This window comes from Gaetbulibacter sp. M240 (assembly GCF_043876815.1).
Lineage (GTDB): Bacteria > Bacteroidota > Bacteroidia > Flavobacteriales > Flavobacteriaceae > Gaetbulibacter_A.
Genome location: NZ_JBAWKA010000001.1, coordinates 579,192 through 597,926 on the forward strand (window position 1 = coordinate 579,192; position 18,735 = coordinate 597,926).

The 18,735-nt window shown below is 35.6% G+C and carries 10 protein-coding genes; 1 reads left to right on the forward strand and 9 read right to left on the reverse strand.

Annotated elements, in window-relative coordinates; all coding sequences use genetic code 11:
- Positions 1-2 precede the first annotated feature (2 nt).
- A complete protein-coding gene (locus V8G61_RS02490) occupies positions 3-1,286 on the reverse strand; it encodes a replication-associated recombination protein A (RefSeq protein ID WP_394873850.1) in 1,284 nt (427 codons plus the stop codon).
- A gap of 167 nt (positions 1,287-1,453) precedes the next feature.
- Here V8G61_RS02490 and V8G61_RS02495 point away from each other — a divergent pair, with 167 nt between their 5' ends.
- Positions 1,454-2,194 carry a rhomboid family intramembrane serine protease gene (locus V8G61_RS02495; protein WP_394873851.1) on the forward strand — a complete coding sequence of 247 codons (741 nt, stop codon included), beginning with the start codon at positions 1,454-1,456 and terminating at the stop codon, positions 2,192-2,194.
- On the opposite strand, the gene rlmB is transcribed toward V8G61_RS02495, so the two are convergent.
- From rlmB to V8G61_RS02535, 8 genes are all read right to left on the reverse strand, one after another.
- Complete coding sequence (gene rlmB / locus V8G61_RS02500) at positions 2,191-2,925, reverse strand: 23S rRNA (guanosine(2251)-2'-O)-methyltransferase RlmB (protein ID WP_394873852.1); 735 nt, start codon at positions 2,923-2,925, stop codon at positions 2,191-2,193. The genes V8G61_RS02495 and rlmB overlap by 4 nt on opposite strands.
- A gap of 103 nt (positions 2,926-3,028) precedes the next feature.
- Positions 3,029-4,507 carry a RagB/SusD family nutrient uptake outer membrane protein gene (locus V8G61_RS02505; RefSeq protein ID WP_394873853.1) on the reverse strand — a complete coding sequence of 493 codons (1,479 nt, stop codon included), beginning with the start codon at positions 4,505-4,507 and terminating at the stop codon, positions 3,029-3,031.
- 9 nt (positions 4,508-4,516) lie between these two features.
- Positions 4,517-7,714 carry a SusC/RagA family TonB-linked outer membrane protein gene (locus V8G61_RS02510; RefSeq protein ID WP_394873854.1) on the reverse strand — a complete coding sequence of 1,066 codons (3,198 nt, stop codon included), beginning with the start codon at positions 7,712-7,714 and terminating at the stop codon, positions 4,517-4,519.
- Between the two features lie 659 nt (positions 7,715-8,373).
- Positions 8,374-9,810 (reverse strand): hypothetical protein, encoded by a 1,437-nt coding sequence (locus tag V8G61_RS02515; protein WP_394873855.1) that lies wholly within the window; start codon positions 9,808-9,810, stop codon positions 8,374-8,376.
- Between the two features lie 24 nt (positions 9,811-9,834).
- Positions 9,835-12,669, reverse strand: a complete 2,835-nt coding sequence (locus V8G61_RS02520; RefSeq protein WP_394873856.1) for a TonB-dependent receptor domain-containing protein — start codon at positions 12,667-12,669, stop codon at positions 9,835-9,837.
- Between the two features lie 361 nt (positions 12,670-13,030).
- Positions 13,031-13,774 carry a hypothetical protein gene (locus V8G61_RS02525; protein ID WP_394873857.1) on the reverse strand — a complete coding sequence of 248 codons (744 nt, stop codon included), beginning with the start codon at positions 13,772-13,774 and terminating at the stop codon, positions 13,031-13,033.
- Between the two features lie 24 nt (positions 13,775-13,798).
- Positions 13,799-15,415, reverse strand: coding sequence for a RagB/SusD family nutrient uptake outer membrane protein (locus V8G61_RS02530; protein WP_394873858.1), 1,617 nt, complete (start codon positions 15,413-15,415; stop codon positions 13,799-13,801).
- A gap of 25 nt (positions 15,416-15,440) precedes the next feature.
- Positions 15,441-18,518, reverse strand: a complete 3,078-nt coding sequence (locus tag V8G61_RS02535) for a SusC/RagA family TonB-linked outer membrane protein (RefSeq protein ID WP_394873859.1) — start codon at positions 18,516-18,518, stop codon at positions 15,441-15,443.
- Between the last annotated feature and the right edge of the window lie 217 nt (positions 18,519-18,735).

Consider the following 18,735-nt stretch of genomic DNA (forward strand, 5'->3'; position numbering starts at 1 on the left):
CTCTAATAATCATATTTTGATTTCCAACGATTTTTTAAAAAATTCCTATGGGCCTTTTCCCGTTGATTATCTCCGGGTTTATAGAAAGTTGAATCTTTTATAGCTTCCGGTAAAAACTCCTGATCTACAAAATTATTCGCATAGTCGTGGGCATACTTGTAATCGGCGCCATAACCTAACTCTTTCATAAGTTTAGTGGGGGCGTTTCTTAGGTCTAAAGGTACCTGCAGATTTCCGGTTTCTTTTACAACTTGTTGCGCGGCGCCAATAGCTTTGTAAGCAGCATTACTTTTAGGAGAACAAGCCAGATAAATGGCACATTGGCTCAGTATAATACGCGATTCGGGATACCCAATAGTACTAACAGCCTGAAAGGTATTGTTGGCGATAACTAAGGCTGTTGGATTCGCATTACCAATATCTTCACTAGCCGAGATTAGTAAACGTCGGGCAATAAATTTCACATCCTCGCCGCCCTCGATCATTCGGGCCAGCCAATACACTGCAGCATTTGGGTCGCTCCCGCGTATCGATTTGATAAAGGCAGAAACAATATCATAATGCTGTTCGCCGGTCTTATCATAATTTACCGTAGTATTCTGTAATTTTGTTAAAACGATTTCATCCGTAATTTCAATGGTATCGGAGTCTATGGCATTAATAACCAACTCAAACATGTTCAATAGTTTTCGGGCGTCTCCACCTGAAAGTCTCAATAATGCATTGGTTTCTTTAAGTTGAATATTTTTTTTTAAGAGGTGTTGGTCTGTTTTGATAGCACGCTTCAATAAGGTTTCCAGATCTGCTTTTTCAAAAGCATTTAAAATATAAACCTGACATCGCGATAACAAGGCCGATATCACCTCAAAACTCGGGTTTTCAGTTGTGGCACCAATCAAAGTTACCCAACCTTTCTCTACGGCCTGTAATAACGAATCCTGTTGAGATTTACTAAACCGATGAATTTCGTCAATAAATAAAATAGGATTTTTAGTCGTAAATAAGCCCCCGCTTTGCTTCGCCTTTTCAATCACATCACGCACATCTTTCACCCCTGAATTTATGGCGCTCAATGCATAAAAAGGTCGTCCAGACTCAGTTGCAATGATATGGGCCAAGGTTGTTTTTCCTGTTCCCGGAGGGCCCCAAAATAGCATCGATGGTATCAATCCATGCTTTAAATGCTGGGCAAGGGCACCATTTTCGCCCACTAGGTGCGACTGACTTACATAGTCTTCCAGGCTTTGTGGTCGTAATCGTTCGGCTAAAGGTGCATTGTCGTTCATAGCTGTAAAATTAAATGAAATTATTTAAGTTTTGGGCGTGCCCCTTGATAAAAATCAAGGGTCGCGCTTTCCGCACTACACGGTAGTTTGCTACAATCGCTCACGCGTATGTATGCCAATTTAGCATCTAGCCCAAGGTTGGTTTATTATTTGCTATATTTAATTCAATGAAATCAAATCCATCATTTCAATTTACAACAGGTGTCGTAGGATACCCTATATTTTTCGTTTTGCTCATTTGGGTGGTGTTCTGGTTCGAGGTACGTTTCAGTTACAATTTCAACACCTATGGAGTATATCCATTAACATTTAAAGGATTGCGCGGTATTGTTTTAAGCCCGTTTATCCATAGCAGTATGGAGCACCTGTATCACAATAGTATGCCTTTACTTATTTTAAGTATGGCACTGTTTTATTTTTATCGCGCTATAGCCTGGAAGGTGTTGCTTTTGGGGATATTAATTTCAGGATTTTTAACCTGGTGTATTTCCAGACCAGCTTATCATATCGGTGCAAGTGGTCTTATTTATGTTTTGTTTAGTTTTATTTTCTTTAAGGGGATTTTAGCTAAAAATTACAGACTTATAGCACTGTCTCTAAGTGTCATTTTTCTTTACGGAAGTATGATCTGGTATGTTTTCCCAATGGAGGATGGTATGTCCTGGGAAGGACATTTATCAGGGTTAATCACGGGGTTGCTTTTTGCTTTTATATTCAAAAAAGAAATAGCCCGGCGGAAAACCTATGTCTGGGAGCAACCGGATTATAATGAAGATAATGATCCCTTCTTAAAACATTTTGATAAGGACGGTAACTTTATTGAAACCACGGAAACTGAAGATAAATCAGAGAATAAACCAGCTAATCGAATTGTAATAAACTACAATTACAAAAAAAAGAATGATTAGAGACGTTGCCTTAAAGCTTCATATAAAAAAGCACCACAGGCTACACTTACGTTCAGGGATTCAATTTCCCCCAAAAGGGGTAGTTTGGCTTTATCATCGACCACCTTTAAGATCGACGGGTTAATACCCCGGCCTTCAGAACCCATAACAATAGCGGTAGGTTCCTTAAACGACACATCATATAAGGTTTGATTCGTTTTTTCAGTAGCGGCAACAACGCGTATGCCCGAGGCCTGCATATAAAATACAGCATCCTTAATATGGTCTACTTTACAAATGGGAACTTTAAAAACGGCTCCGGCACTGGTTTTTATAGTGTCTCCATTAACAGGAGCACCACCTTTTTTCTGGATGATAACCCCATGGACACCGGTACATTCTGCGGTACGGATAATAGCCCCAAAATTTCTTACGTCACTCAATTGATCTAAAAGTAAAAATAAGGGCGTTTCACCCGACTCAATAACTTTTAGGACCAAAGATTCCATATCATGGAAAGCTACAGGAGAAATTTGGGCTACAGCACCCTGATGATTCTTTTTGGTGAGGCGATTCAGTTTTTCTACCGGAACATATGAGGTATTGATACTTTCGGTACGTAACAGTGATTCCAATTCGTTAAAGAGTTCACCGTTTAGGCCTTTTTGAAGAAACACCTTATCGATGGTCTTACCTGATTGTACAGCTTCTATAATAGCGCGTAAACCAAAAATTTGGGTTTGATTTTCCATAGACTTTTTTAAAATGTAAAACTAATATTTATTTTATCTTGTCATAAAAAAAGCCAGAGAATAATTTCTCTGGCTTTTGATTAATATAAGAAATGCAAACAATTTAGTTTGAAGCATCTACTTCTGCAATAGGAATTTGATAAATCATTTTTGGATCTAATGCAGGTATTACCAGATCAGCACCCGGCATAACAAGATTTTGCCTTCCATCTTTTCTATTTAACCCAACACCAAGTCTTGCCATATCAAAGGAGGCAACACCATCACCCCACAATTCAATTCTTCTGTACAGTAAGATTTCATCAATTAAAGCTTGTCCTGTATTCGTAGATATAACATAGCTCTCGTCTCTAACAGAATTCAAGTCATATAAAACTTGCTGAGCCTCTAAATCTTTGTTTTGTCTGGCTAATGCTTCAGCTTTAGTGAGATAAAATTCAGTATTTCTTAGGTAAATATAATCTCCTATAAATACTCCGGGACCTGGCTCTGCTATAAATTTTAAGCTTGTGTATTTGGGTGTAATATTGTAATGCCCCCAAGTACCAGGAACTAATATTTCCCAAGGTCCGTATTCTTGATCTGCAAACCATGCTAATCTTTTGTCACTAGCAGGAATCATATCGTATAAATTAGAGTTTACCGTTTTAAAGTGGTTCCATCCACTGTATCCATCATTTATTTGACTCATATGAGAGAAGAAAGAAGCATATACTTCACTCGTGGCTTCGGTCACTTCAGAGCCCCAAATAACTTCTGATAAAGAAAGTTCATCAAACCCATGGGTAACATCACTCTCAATACTACCTACAGACATGGCTATATCTGCAAATAATTCTGCTTCACTCCAATTTTCATAGGTTAAATGGTACCTTGCCAAAAATGCAGCAACAACGCTGGCATCAACCTCTTCTTTAGATGCTCTTGCATAACCTTCTAAACCATTATAAGCTAATGTTAAATCTTGAAGGATTTGAGCCTTAACTTCTCCAACAGTAGAGTTTGGTTGACCAACAAAATCACCAAAGTCAATTGGTATAGCTTCTGTATCGTCTGAAGCTCTTGTATGTTCGTATATTCTTATCAAATAAAAATAAGCAATCGCTCTGTAAGCATGAGATTTATATTTGAAAATTAACGTTTCTTCTGGGGATGTTTCTGGTATTTGGTTTATAATACCATTGGCATTATTTATAATTTTATAGAAAAACTCCCAAATAAATTCATTGTCACCTGAAGTAAGAATGATATTGTCATAGTTATTATAAACACCAAACCAAGTATTTCTACTCATGTCCATATCGTTACTTCTGAGATCCATACCTAAATCAACAGCTTTAATACCAAATTCATCAGTACCTGCCTCACCATCTCTAAAATAGGATAGAATAGCTCCGTCTAATGCTTGAAGTCCTACAGTACCACCTGCTTCATTGTTTGCTTGCGCATGTGACTCTGTTAAGTATCTTTCTTCATCAAAATTTCTATCTAAATCTCCACAAGACATAAATAGGGTAACCGAGAAGAAAAAGACAAGATATTTGTCTAGTTTCATTGTTTTAAATTTGTTTTCTTTCATCATTTCTTTTTTTTAGTTAAGATTTATATTAACACCAAAAGCTATAGTTCTACTGGCACCATATTCAGAAGAAGAACTACCTACTGAGTTAAGACGAGGGTCGTATCCCTGTCTTGCTCGGTATAATAAAAATCCGTTATTTACAGTACCATAAATCCTTAATTTTTCGATATGTAATTTCTTTAGGGTTTCGTTAGCCAGTGTATACCCTAAATTTATATTATTTAAACTTAAGAAACTTAAATCTACAAGATATAGATCTGAAGTTCGATATTGGTCTGGTCGTAAAGGATCTACTCTTGGTAAAGGGGCAGTTGGGTTGTCAACAGTCCACGTTTGGTTATAATCTGGGAAGTTTGTAACATTTTGCGTAGCTCCAAGTAATCCAAAGTACTCTCCATCAACACCATAACCTCCAATTTGGTAGGCAAATTGTAAGCTTAAGTTGAAGTTTCCAAATTGAATATTTGTTCCAAACCCACCTGTTACGTCAGGAATTGCTCGTTTGCCAATAAATTCTCTACCGTTGGCTGCAGCATCAGCATAACTTTCAGTTATAATGGTTTCTCCATTGCTGTCTTTAGTATAATATTGTGCATTTCCATTTGCTGGGTTTACACCTGCTGATTTAACCATAAAGTAGTCAAAAATACTTTTACCTACTACTCTTCGGAAATTACCTACTTGTATTGAGTCTCTAGGAAGTTCTGTAATTTCATTTTTGAGCGTAGAAACATTAGCATTAAAGTTAACATTAAATTTTTCTTTCTTTACTGCATTCCAAGATACCTCAGCTTCAAAACCACTGTTCACCATAGAGCCAAAGTTTTCTGGTCTTGATGCTTGACCTGTAGATAACTGTAATGGGTTATTAAATAATAAATCTTCAGATTTTTTTCTAAAATAACCTACAGAAAGATTTAGACTATTCAATAAGCTCATTTCATAGTGTACATCTAAACTTGAGGCTTTTTCCCATGTGATATCTCTACCACCTAAACTGAATAATGTTTGAGTTAGCTGCCCATTATTTTCGCCAATAACATATTGATTTTCGTAGGCAACTAAATTTCTAACGGATGTGCCCTCGTAAAATATTCTGTCATTACCTGTTGTACCGTAATTCATTGCGAATTTCGCATAATTTATAACATCAGAATCACTCAAAAAATCTTCATTGCTAAGTACCCATGAAACACCTGCAGACCAGAAAGCACCCCATCTTTCGTCTGGGTGAAAGACTGAAGAAGCATCATAACGTCCAGTTAAATTAACATAATAAGTGTTATCTAAGCCATATATAAATCTAGAAAAGTAGCCTTCTGTTGTATAATTAGTGTTATAATTACTTGCAGAAGCATATACTGATGTGTTATCTAGAATAGGACTAAAGGTACCTATAATGTTTCTTTTTGATAATGATAGGGTTGTGAAATTCTCTTCATATGTTTCATGACCTAAAAGAAAATTAAAACTATGTCGATTAATTTCCTTATCCCATGTTAATAATTGCTGATTCGTGAATGCAGAGAAATTATCCCTGTTATTAGTTAACAAACCGTTGTTTGCTGCTGCAAATGCACCAGCGCCAGGTTTTGTGAAGTCAGTACCTTTATCTACTTCAGTTAAGTAGTTCATAACATATTCAAACTTAAAACCGAGTGGTAAATCAATTTTAGCTCGTAAAGCTCCATTAAAATTGTCTCTTTCATTTGCCTCTATTGTATTTTCAATTACGGCTAAAGGGTGTTCACCTGGAGCATAATTTCTTGGTCCTCTTGAAGATCCATCAGGGAAATTTTGAGGAACACCAAAATCATAAGCAATGCCACTTGGGTTATTTGGATTAGGAATCGGGTTCCAATTTTGGTCATACTGATAAACAGGATAAATAGGAGCAATCCTTCTTGTCCAGAAGAAGGCATTTGCAAAGTTTGTTGTAGGAACACCTCCATCAAGAGTAGCTGGTACGGCCTGACTATTAGATTTTGCATAAGCTACATCACCACTTAAAGAAATAATTTCAGCGATCTTCGAGGAGTTAACTTTCAAACGAGCTGTTTTTCTTTTAAAGTTACTTCTTACGGTATAACCATTATTTTCTTCCGTACCTATAGAGAAATAGTAATCAATATCTTCAGATCCACCAGAAATATTAAGGTTTGTAGAACTAAAAGTTGCATTATCTCTAAAAAGAGCATCTTCCCATCTATCGTTTACTAATAAGTTTGCAGCGCTGTTGAGTCTACCTGTTGTTGGGTCAACCAAATCTGCATCCGGTACATCATATAAATTATAGCCAAGAGTTGGAATTAAATTATCAGAAGCAAATTGTCTTGCCTCTCCAATACTTATTGGTGTTCCTGCTGCCGCTTGACTTGCAAATTCAGAGTTAGCCAATACACTGTGGTATGATTCGTAGAACTCTTGCGGAGTTTTGATAATATTATATTCTTTGGTAGCACGTTGAGTGGTACCATAACGTGTATCAATGCTTATTCTAGGACTTCTATTTTTACTACCTTTTTTGGTGGTAATTAATAAAACACCATTAGAGGCTTTGTTACCATAAAGCGAAGTAGACGAGGCATCTTTTAGTACAGAAGTAGATTCAATATCTTGTGGGTTAATACTACTTAAACTTCCAGAATAGGGAATACCATCTAATACAATTAGAGGTGCACTATCAGCGTTAATTGAACCAAAACCTCTTATTCTAATTATTGGATCTGCACCAGGATTTCCATCCGCTTGAATGATTCTTAAACCAGAAACTAAACCTTCAAGGCTTTGCGCAGGGTTTGAAAAAGTTGTATTTTCTATTTGATCCCCAGAGATTACGCTCACAGAACCTGTGAGAGATTCTCTCTTTTGAGTTCCGTAAGCAACAACAACTACTTCGTCTAAAGATGAAGTATCTTCATCCATTTGTACATTGATTGTCGTTGAGTTTCCAACAGCAACTTCTTTTGTGGAATAACCAACAAAACTAAATACAAGAATATCGCCTGTATTAGCTATTATGGCGTAGTTACCATCAAAATCTGTTGAAGTACCATTAGCTGTTCCTTTTATTAAGACAGTAGCACCCGGGAGCGGTAAGCCTGAAGCATCGGTAACCAAACCAGAAACTGTCTTTTCTTGTGCAAATGTTAATTGCACGACAAACGCTAGTAATAGCGTTAGAATTCCACTAAACTTTGTTTTCATTTTATAATTATTTGAATTAGTCAGCATCAAAATTCTTAATAAAAAGTTAATAAAACAATAAATATGGGTTAAATTTTATAGTAAACACTCATATTGTATGACAAATTTTAAGTAATAGTACTCTTATCCTTTATTCTATTAATAAAATAGGCCTTCAAAGTTTGAAGGCCTGTTGTAATATAATATTTCATTTTTTTTAATTGCTGGATTTATATTTAGATTATCCTTAATTTCAGATTATGCGATTTTGAAAATTCATTCATTATTAAATTATTGTTTCTCTACCTGGAAAGCATCTTAATATAAAATAGATTAAGTTAAGTTTGCCTTATTTGCCAAAATGGACAACAGCTTTATCTCATCAAATATGGCCTAACAATAACTTTCGTTCCAAAATACCAACTCTTTAAATAGCATTATGTTCATTCAATTAACACGGTTTAAGTAGATTTAAGATATTTCTTAATTAAAGAAATAATTAATTAATAAACTTTATATCGTTATGGAACGAATACTATGAATTATTATAAAATTCTATATTGAACAACTCACAAATAAAGAAGGGTTGATTATTACTAATAATTAATAACAAAAAAACATCCCAATAAAAAAATTATTGGGATGTTTGAAATTAATTGTCAATTAAACAATACTACAAATTAATGAAATGGAAGTACCTCATTAGAAGTTTTGTTTGCCACTAAAATTTGATTTAAATCAATAGTAGTTGTAGCAATATTTGTAGTTTGATTGAAAGTAATAGCATCTAAGTCTGTTTTCACTGCATCAATAAACGATGGTATTACTGGTACAGTTCCAGGATCGCCATCACTAATATTTATGTTCTGTAAAAATTCATTTTGGTGTATAACTAATTTAACGCCCATGTCAACCAATCGAATTCCCTCAGCTATGAAAATTTCCTGTCTAGTTCTATAAAGTAATTCTAAAGCACTATCATTATTTAATAGGGCGTCAATTTCAAGTTGAGTTAATGATGTACCAGAAACTGACGGTACCATAATATCACCAGACTGTCTATCTAAAACTAGACCTGATCTACCATTAACAATAACTGAAGAGTTACTTGGCCTATCAGGAAAATTAGCTGAATTGGCTGATGCATCCGGTCTTCCTTCAATAGAGTCATCGATTTCCCTAACTTCTCTAGTTGCCACAACTGCAAGTAAATCTTCAAGATTATCTTGAGCTAACGCGGCATTACTATTTGCCAAACTTGCTTCAGCCAAAATTAAATAAGCTTCTTCAGCTTTTAAGTAATGTACAGGAGCATCTTCAGCAGCACTCACAAAAGAATATTTTGGATCTAAGAAATCTAGGGTAGGTAAAGGTTGCAAATCATCAAAGGTAGCTCTTTCATATAAAGCATCCTCAAATTGATTGTCAGGATTATTTTGCTCATCAAATCTTGCTGATCTTAAAAAATCATTATCCAAAGCAAGAGCTGCACTTGCGGCAGATGATGCCTCCGTAATATTCCCTAGATAATAGAATGCTCTTGCTTTAGCCAAGTGATATTCAGGCTTAGGATTTAGTCCAATTGCCAAATTAAATGAAGCTATTGCTGAATTGTAATTTTCAGATGACGAAAATGTTGGACCTCCTGGTTCAGCTGGTACATGTGAAAAATACATGGCTGAATAAAGATATGCAAGCCCTTCAAAGAAGTTGTATTCTGCTTCAATTTCTGTATTATATTCAGTATCACCAGGTCCTACAGTGTTTAAACCAAACCTAGCCATTTCTCTTAATCTTGCTATGTCAAAATAAGTATCTTCCATATCAGGATCATCGTTTCGGATTTCCAGTTTATCCATAAACTGGTTAAAAAATGTCTGGGTATTAACGTAATTATCAGAGCCTAATTCAGCGAGTATTAAAATCTCGTCTATGGCGTTAGCTAATTGTCTTTCTAAACCTTGCAACCAAATATTTGAAGAGTTTGGTTGACCAACAACAGTACTTTCAGATAAATTTGGATTCTCTACTGCAGTAAAATCCGTTGCGTCCTTTAAATCATCCGTACAATTAACTAAAAAAATTAATGTCAGGATATATATTGATATTTTTTTCATTTTATAGTAATATTTAATAATATGTTAGAATCTAAATTTTAGTGATGTCATAAATATTCTAGGTGCAGATTCTGTTCCATAAGTAAATCCACCACTTGAGAATGCATTTTGAGTACCAATACCAGAACCTGTTGTTTCTGGATCAAAACCACTCGCAGTCCAGTTAAATGGATTAGTCACTGTAAATCCTAAAATAACATCATCAAATAATTTCAATTTGTTACCGAAAGAATAGGAAGCCCCTAAATTTCTTACTTTAACAAAGTCATTATCAAATACAAAGTAGTTTACGTAGTTAAACGGACTTGTAGTACCTACTAAATCTTCAGGTATTCCAGTGTTATCAGCACCTCTTAAATGTCTTAGTAAGAAACTTAACTCTACAATTTGACCGCCAAATTGGTAATCTCCTGTCATGAAAATGTTAAGATTTTTCCAAGTATAGTTAAGACCGAATGAACCAAAATTAGGTGCAAAGGTTTGTCCTAAAGATGAATTAGGAGTCCTTGTATATGTTCCATCACCGTTTGGAGTTGATGCGGTACCTCTTAAATAACCTAAAGGCTGGCCTTCTTCAACCCAAGACCCAATTACAGTAAATCCACCAACGTTAAATTCCGGTGCACCACCAGTATTGGTAACTATGTTTTCGTTTTTGTTATATGAAAAATTAAAACTCAGATTATGATTTTCAGATCTAATAATATCAGTATTTAATGCAAATTCCCAACCTTTGTTTTCAATTTCACCTATATTTTGAACTTGATCTAATTGACCAGAAGATGGAAGAGCTGGAGGTGTAAATAAAGCATCTTCAGTTATGGCTTTATAATAGGTTGCACTTAAATTGATTCTATTATTAATAAATCCAAGCTCAATACCACCTTCATACGTAACAACAGTTTCTGAAATTAAATCAGGGTTTCCAGGGTTGTTAAATGTAAATGAAGGTGTTCCTAAAAATGGATTTAATGCGAAAGTTCTCTGTTCAGAAAAAGCCTGGGCAAAATTTGTTGCCTCACCATAATTGGCTCTCAATTTAATTCTTGAAACAATATTTCTTAAATCAGAATCATAATAGAAATCGTGGTCAGAGATATTATAGGTGAATCCTATTTTCGGTAAAAATAACGCGCTTGTGTTTTCACCTGCCTGTGTGTTCGTATCGAAACGACCACCAAGCTCAAGGAAAGCAACATCATAAATACCTATATTTTCTAAGAAATAAAAACCGTAGTTCGCATTTTCTAATATGAAATCATCGGCAGTTTGTGTTGGAAAAAAGCCTAAGTCGGTTGTTCCATCAACACCACCACTTCCTGATGCTTGATATTGTCTGTCAGTAGTTCTAAAAAATTGGGCACCAACAATTGTTACAAAATCAAAATTATCTATACTTCCTTTATGAGTGAAGTTTAAATCACCTGTTACTGTGAATGCATTTCTAATAAGTCTGTTCACAATGGCTTGATCGGTAGTACCTGGGTTGATTGATCCTAAAGCAACTTGAAGTGCATTACTTAAGACTTCTTCTTGTACAAAATTTCTAAAATCTATACCAATTGTTGCGTTAGCTTGTATATTATCAGTTATATCGTAGATAAATTTGTTTGAGTTCGTAAAACGATTAACTTTATTTACAATATCAACGTTTTCACCAATAGCATTAGATCTATCTAATTCTGATTGCCACTCCTCATCGGTAAGGGCATCTAAATTTCCACGGCCAGCACCCTCAAAAGCAGAGTATCTACCGAAGCTAGTATTTGCGTTATAATCGAGGTTAGACTCTACTCCCACATATGAAAAAGACCCTTGATATTTTAATTTATCTGAAACTTCAGCGCCTAATCCGAAAGATAAATTTCTTCTTATTTGCTCGTTTAGTTTATTGAATGAATCGTCAGCATACAAACTTCCCGAAAAGTTATATGTTACTTTTTCATTTCCTCCGTTGATACCTATTTTATATTCCAAAGAAGTACCTGGCTTGAAAAGGGCTTCAGCTGTTCTATCATACTTTAAAAAATCTTCTGTAGCTTTGATAACGCCCAGTCTAGATTCAAAAGTAAATCTTGCTTTTCCTTTAGTTCCCTTTTTTGTTATAATTTGAATTACACCATTTGCGGCGTCAGCTCCATAAAGCGTAGTAGCTGCTCCACCTTTAATGTATTCTATCCTTTCAATGGATTCCACAGGTATATCAGTAAGTGCAGAAATATCTGCTCCTCCTGTGTCGGTACCTAATTGCGGATTTGAATTCAGGTTGTCTACTCGAACACCATCCACGATTAGAACAGGTGTAGCTGAACTATTTGCTGAAATAGCACCTCTTGTTCGGATAATTGCAGCAGTACCAGGTTGACCAGAACTTAATCTGATTTGAGCACTTGGTGTGGTTGATTGTAAAAGTTGATCAATTTGATTCGAAGGGAGTTTGTCAATTTCTTCGGCGTCAAGCGCATCAACTGTTGTAGATAACTTTCTCTTAGCAATACCAGAACCTTGACCTGTGATAATAATTTCCTCCAACGACTCGGCGTCTTGTGCTAGAGTGACATCTATGGTGCTTGAGGCACCAACTACCACTTCTTTGGTTGTATATCCTACAAAACTAAAAATCAAGGTGCTACCTTGACTCGTTTGAATAGAATAATTACCGTCAAAATCGGTTGAAGTACCATTATTTGTACCTTTTACTAAGACAGTGGCCCCGGGGAGCGGTAAGCCTGAAGCATCGGTAACCAAACCAGAAACTGTCATTTCTTGTGCAAATGTTAATTGCACGGCAAACGCTAATAGTAGCGTTAGAATTCCACTAAACTTTGTTTTCATTTTATAATTATTTGTGTTAGTCAAAATCAAAAGTCTTAATTATTAGTTAATAAAACAAAAATTCTCAGTTAAATTTTAAGATAAAAAGTTTCTTTTTCTCAGTTTTTCAAAAATATTATAATTTAAGTAAGATAATACTGATGCAGATTACATTTAGATGTTAAATTTTACCAAAACGTTTACATAATTGACTTATTCTTAAAAAAAGAACACCAATTTCGAGGTCGTTTTTGAAACCCGTGATTTTCAAATATATAATCTTGATGAAATCGGTAAACACTAAGCAAAGGTCACCGTTTGTTAAAATGTCCTATGGGTTTCGTGTATAAAAAAAGAGACTGCTAACAGCAGTCTCTTTTTTTATTAATTTAAATGGTATGAATTTCTAATTTGTGTCAAATGATGCGCGAGCAGAAATTTCACCATTACCCCCATTATTCATTAATGAAGTATCACCAGTAACTTTTTCTACACCGTCAATGGTAAGTGTGTAACTTCCTGTTGATCCCCAACCATCTCCATAATCATCGGTAGTAATAAGTGTGTAAGATCTTCCGGCGCACAATGTTATTGGCTCAGAAACTTCAGAATATGCACTAGTACAACCTGAATAACCTGAACCAGAAAGTACAATGCCCCCTTCGGAATCTTCTATCGCCCAACTTACTTCACAAGGATAATTAAATCTTAAATCAAGTGTACCACTTACTTCATTACAATTTTGAATGTATTCAATAGTTATTGGTTGCCCAGTACTAGACATACCAACATCATCAAAATCTATAACAAGTCTATTAATTCCAATACCTAAGTTAACATCGGATAATGCAACAGTAAACGAACCAGCATTTGAACCAGCTGGTACCGTTACAGAAGTTGGTACAACATAGGAACCAGCAGCTGCGTCTGTACTTTCATCAACCATTAGAGTAAAGGTAGTATCAGAACCAACATTTTCAGCAGTATAAACCACTACGGTAACATCTTGATTGCCACCAACATCTACACCGGTAGAAATATCTGAGGCAAACGTTACATAATTTAAACTAGGTTCAAATTGTTCTTCATCGCAGTTTTGAAATAAAACTAGCGAAAAAATAATTAAAAATATATTTATTGTTTTTTTCATAATTAGAAGTTTATTATAATTGAACTAGTTTTGATCAGATTCTGAAATATAAGGATTGGCATCAATTTCAGCTTGTGGAATTTTCCAAATCCAATCATCATTTACTGAAGGTCGCTCCTGTATAAATCCATCTTGATATATAACAATTGAAGCTCCAGAGTTAGTGTGATCAATACCTTCATCCCATCTAATTTTATCATGATATGCAAAACCTTCTCCCCATAATTCTACGCGTCTTTGAAATTTAATTTGATTCATCAAAGCAGTTTGAGTGGCATATTGAGATACATCATAGGCAGAATCTCTTTTAGAACCTAAAAGATTTAATGCTGCTTGGGCACCAGGAATATCATTTAACATGGCTTTAGCTTCTGCTTCTATTAATACCATTTCAGACGATCTCATAAAAATCATGTCGTCAGGACCACTGGTTCCAGGATTCGCTGGTTTAAATTTAACATTCATATATGGGTGGGTGTTATGCCCATTAGTTGCACCATATTCTGCTATAATAGCAGCTTTAGCCGCAAGAAATGTCGTTTGATCATCATAATTTGGATCTGCTGCAGCACTTCCTCCTTGGTTGTTATAAGCAGCCGAGTTTGTATTTGGTGCCAATGGTAGCCATGCTTTAGTTCTGAAATCAGTAGCAGGTATTTGGTCATACAACTCATTATTTATCATTTTGTTGTTACCTCTACATTCACCACCATTAAACGCAAAAGAAATGTAGTAAAAATAAGATTGGAAGAAATTTGATTCTGTATCAATAACTTCACAAGCCCATATAGCTTCAGAGATGCCGTCTTCTTGAAATCCAGATAACCATTCGGCTTCATCCATAATTGGATAACCATTTCTAGCCGCGGCCGCGCTTGATGCTGCAGTAGCCCAATCACCTTTGGATAAAGCAATACGTGCTTTTATTCCATAAGCTGTATTTAAATCTATAGTAGATTTATTTGGACGAGCACCTGCTTTTTCTAAATATCCTATCGCCTCATCTATATCATCTTCTATTTGGGCGTAAATCTCTGCTACAGTTGCACGTGGTCCACCTTCAAATGGTGCTCCCAATGCACTTATTAATGGCACTCCAGGATCAGTTTCAGGATTACCAATAATATAACCTTTGGCGTAAGTTGTTATCAATCTCCAGTAGGACCAAGCGCGATAAGCATATGCCTGACCTAAAAGACCATTTACTTGAGGTGTTCTTGCGAAATCTTGCTCAAAAATTTGGTCTATCACTTCACTTGAAACGTTTATCATGTGGTAACGTTGGTACCATAAATTAAAAACAGTAGCGAATGTTGCGTTTGTGTGCGTTGTCCAAGCAGCTTCTGATTTTTGCCATCCAAACCCTGGACCTGTATGTATAACTTCTCCTCCTATAAAATCAAAGGCAGGTACAAAATACATTTCACCATCTCTACTTGTTGTGGAACCACTTAAGGCTGCAACGTACATTTGTCTGTTAAGACCATTTACTACTAGGGCAATATTATCGGGGTTTGTGTAAGCTCCGGCAGTAGATATTGCATCCGTAGGAACAGTTTCGAGAAACTCTTCAGAACAACCTGACATTGCCAATGTTATGATTGTAACTGATAGAAACAATTTTATTTTTTTTCGTATCATTTTATTTTGTTTTATTAATTTAAATTTAGAAAGAAACGTTAACACCAACAGATACTACTCTGTTTGGAGCATAATCTGTTCCATCTCCAGTACCTGCAAGGTTAAATTGAGGGTCTAAGCCAGTTCTATTTGCAAACAATAATAAGTTTTCACCAGTAGCGAATATTCTTAAATTATTCACACCAATCTTATCCGCAACAGCGCTATCAAAATTATAAGATAAATTTACATTTCTAAGTGATAAAAAACTAGCATCTGTTAACCATCTTGAAGAAAGCGCTTGAGTTAAAAGAGGATTTCCTTGCTCTAAACGCGGTACATTGGTAATATCACCAGGTTGTCTCCAAGCATTTTTTGCATCAGGATGCAACGATCTTCCAAACTCTCCTGCATGCATCATATCTTCATAACCATAATCAATTACTTTACCTCCTAATTGGTAAGTAAATAAGACGCTTAGACTTAAATTTTTGTATCTAAACGAGTTTGTAATTGATCCAATTACATCTGGAATTGAAGATTCGTTAACATAACCACGTTGTGCCTCAGCCCAATCATTAGTCGTAGCACGAGCTCCATTCTCATCAAATACAGGAATACCAGGTACACCGTCAACCTCTTCAAATACATAGTAAAGGGCATCACCATTACTTGGGTCTACACCAGCAAATTCATAAAGGAACCAATCAAATCTAGAACGGCCTTCTGCCCAACGTTTAGAACCATTAATAAAAGGATCTGGTATACGTGTAATTTTATTTTCAAGAGTTGAGGCTTGAAGGCCTAGGTCCCATGAAAAATTATTAGTTTGAACAATAGTACCATTTAAACTAACTTCCCAACCTCTGTTATACATATCTCCGATGTTATTCGGTGCGTTAACTTGACCTTCAGAAGGAGGAATAGGCACATTATAAAGTAAATCAGATGTATCTCGGTTGTAATATTCAACAGATCCTGATATACGATTATTGAACAATCCAAACTCTAACGCAACATCCCACGTAGAAGTTGTTTCCCATTGCAAATCAGCATTACCTGTAGTATCCCAAAAGATACCTGGCGTTCCAGCATTTGAGAGTAAACTGTATAAACCTTGCGAAATATAGAAGTTTCCTAATTGGTCGTTTCCTACTTCACCATATGACCCTCTTACTTTTAAATTATTTATAAAAGAAACGTCTGACATGAAGTTTTCTTGATCTATTCTCCAAGCACCTGACACAGAATAAAAAGTACCCCACTTATTGTTGTCAAATACAGAAGACCCATCTCTTCTTGCAGAAGCACCTATGTAATATCTATTCGCAAAGTTGTAATTTAATCTAGAGAAAAACCCTTCCAGTCTTTTATCTGTACTACTACCACCGGCATCTGCAACTACAGAAAAGTTGTCTAACTCATAAATTCCTGATGCAGTTTGCGTTGTTTTAAACACATCATTACTTCTGAAATTTCTATTGTAGCTTTCATGACCCAATGTTACATCAAGATTATGATCTCCAAAAGATTTGTTGTAAGTAATTAACTGGTTGAAGTTTTCAACAGTTCGTGTGAACCTATCGTCAGACAGTCTACCTTCAGGTTGACCATCACCTACAATTGGATTTTGATAACTTTGGGTAATACCATTTTGTATATCTTGACCGTATACTAAGCTTGCTTTAAGACCATCAGTAATGGTAAATTCAGCATTAATACGCATCGTAACGTTGTTTCTTGTTTCCAGGTAGTTATTTAAAATAGCCTCCTCTAAAGCATTACGCCCGATTAAAGTAGGTCTAGATTGAATACCTAATTCTCCAATACCTTCACCTCGATCCCAAAGTTTGTTTCCGGCTTCATCTCTGATAATCCGGTTAGTAACTGGGTCTAATAGATATGGGCTATAAATCGATCCCATATCTTTAGCAAAACTAAAAACGTTAGCAGCAGCGGCTCCTCTGGAAGGAGGGCCTGTTAATTTTTCAGTAGTAATAGACATGTTTCCACCTAAGGATAACCAGCTAGTCGGATCAAATGATCCATTTAAACGCGCTGTAGTTCTATCATAACCACTTTCAATAACATATCCTTTTTCTTGAAGATTTGCCAATGAAAAGAATACGGTATGGTTATCACCACCACCAGAAACATTCACAGAGTTGTTTAATCTACTCCCTTGTCTTTGCAATGCATCAAACCAATCTAAATCTTCAGCAATTACTTGTGCGTTAGGATTTAATCTTCCGTCAACACCAACAATTTGATCATTAGGAACATTAAAAGGATTTCTACCTAAACGATTAAAAATGTCTGCCGAAGCAAAAGCCTCAGGATTAGGTTGGGCTTGAACATTAGGAGTGTTCTTGTAACCTTCCCACATTAATTCGTAGTATTCACCTGGGCTAACTGCATCATATTGGTCGATACTTCTGCTCATTACTCCAAATGAACTAGTTGCTGATACTGTGATACCAGCGCCTTTTTTACCTGTTTTTGTAGTAATAATTATTACACCGTTAGCTCCACGAGAACCATAAAGCGAAGTTGAGGCAGCATCCTTTAAAACTGTTAATGATGCAATGTCATCTTGATTTATAGTATTTAAACCCCCTTCAAATTGAACACCATCTACAATAAATAATGGATCTGTAGTACCGTTTAAAGTACCTACACCTCTAATAACTATACTTGGAGAACTTCCTGGTTGACCACTAGTTGAAAGAAATTGTACTCCTGTTACATTACCTTCAATTGCAGCTATTGGAGAGGTTAATGCTCTCAACTCCAATTGTTCAGATTGTACTACACCAGCAGATCCAGTAAAGGCCTCTTTAGTTGTAGTACCATAAGCAACAACAACAACTTCGTCTAAAGATTCTGCATCTTCAGTCATTGTTACATTAATGACATTGGAGGAACCTACAGTCATTTCTTTGGTAATGTATCCCACAAAACTATAAACCAAGGTAGCACCTTGATTTACTTGAATGGAATAATTTCCGTCAAAATCTGCTGAAGTACCACTATTTGTACCTTTTACTAAAACAGTAGCACCAGGGAGCGGTAAGCCCGAAGCATCGGTAACCGTACCTGAAACTGTCTTTGTTTGTGCAAACATGAGTTGCACCATTAACGCCATTAGTAGCGTTAGAATTCCACTAAACTTTGTTTTCATTATTATAATTATTAGAGTTAGTCAGCGGCAAAAATCATAATTAAAAGTTAATAAAACAACAAATGATTGTTAAAAATTAATATAAATCCATCGTTTTTTTACATTTTTTTAAAATATTTCGCTGAATTAGTACGATTAAACTGAAAATTTAAAAGTCGTC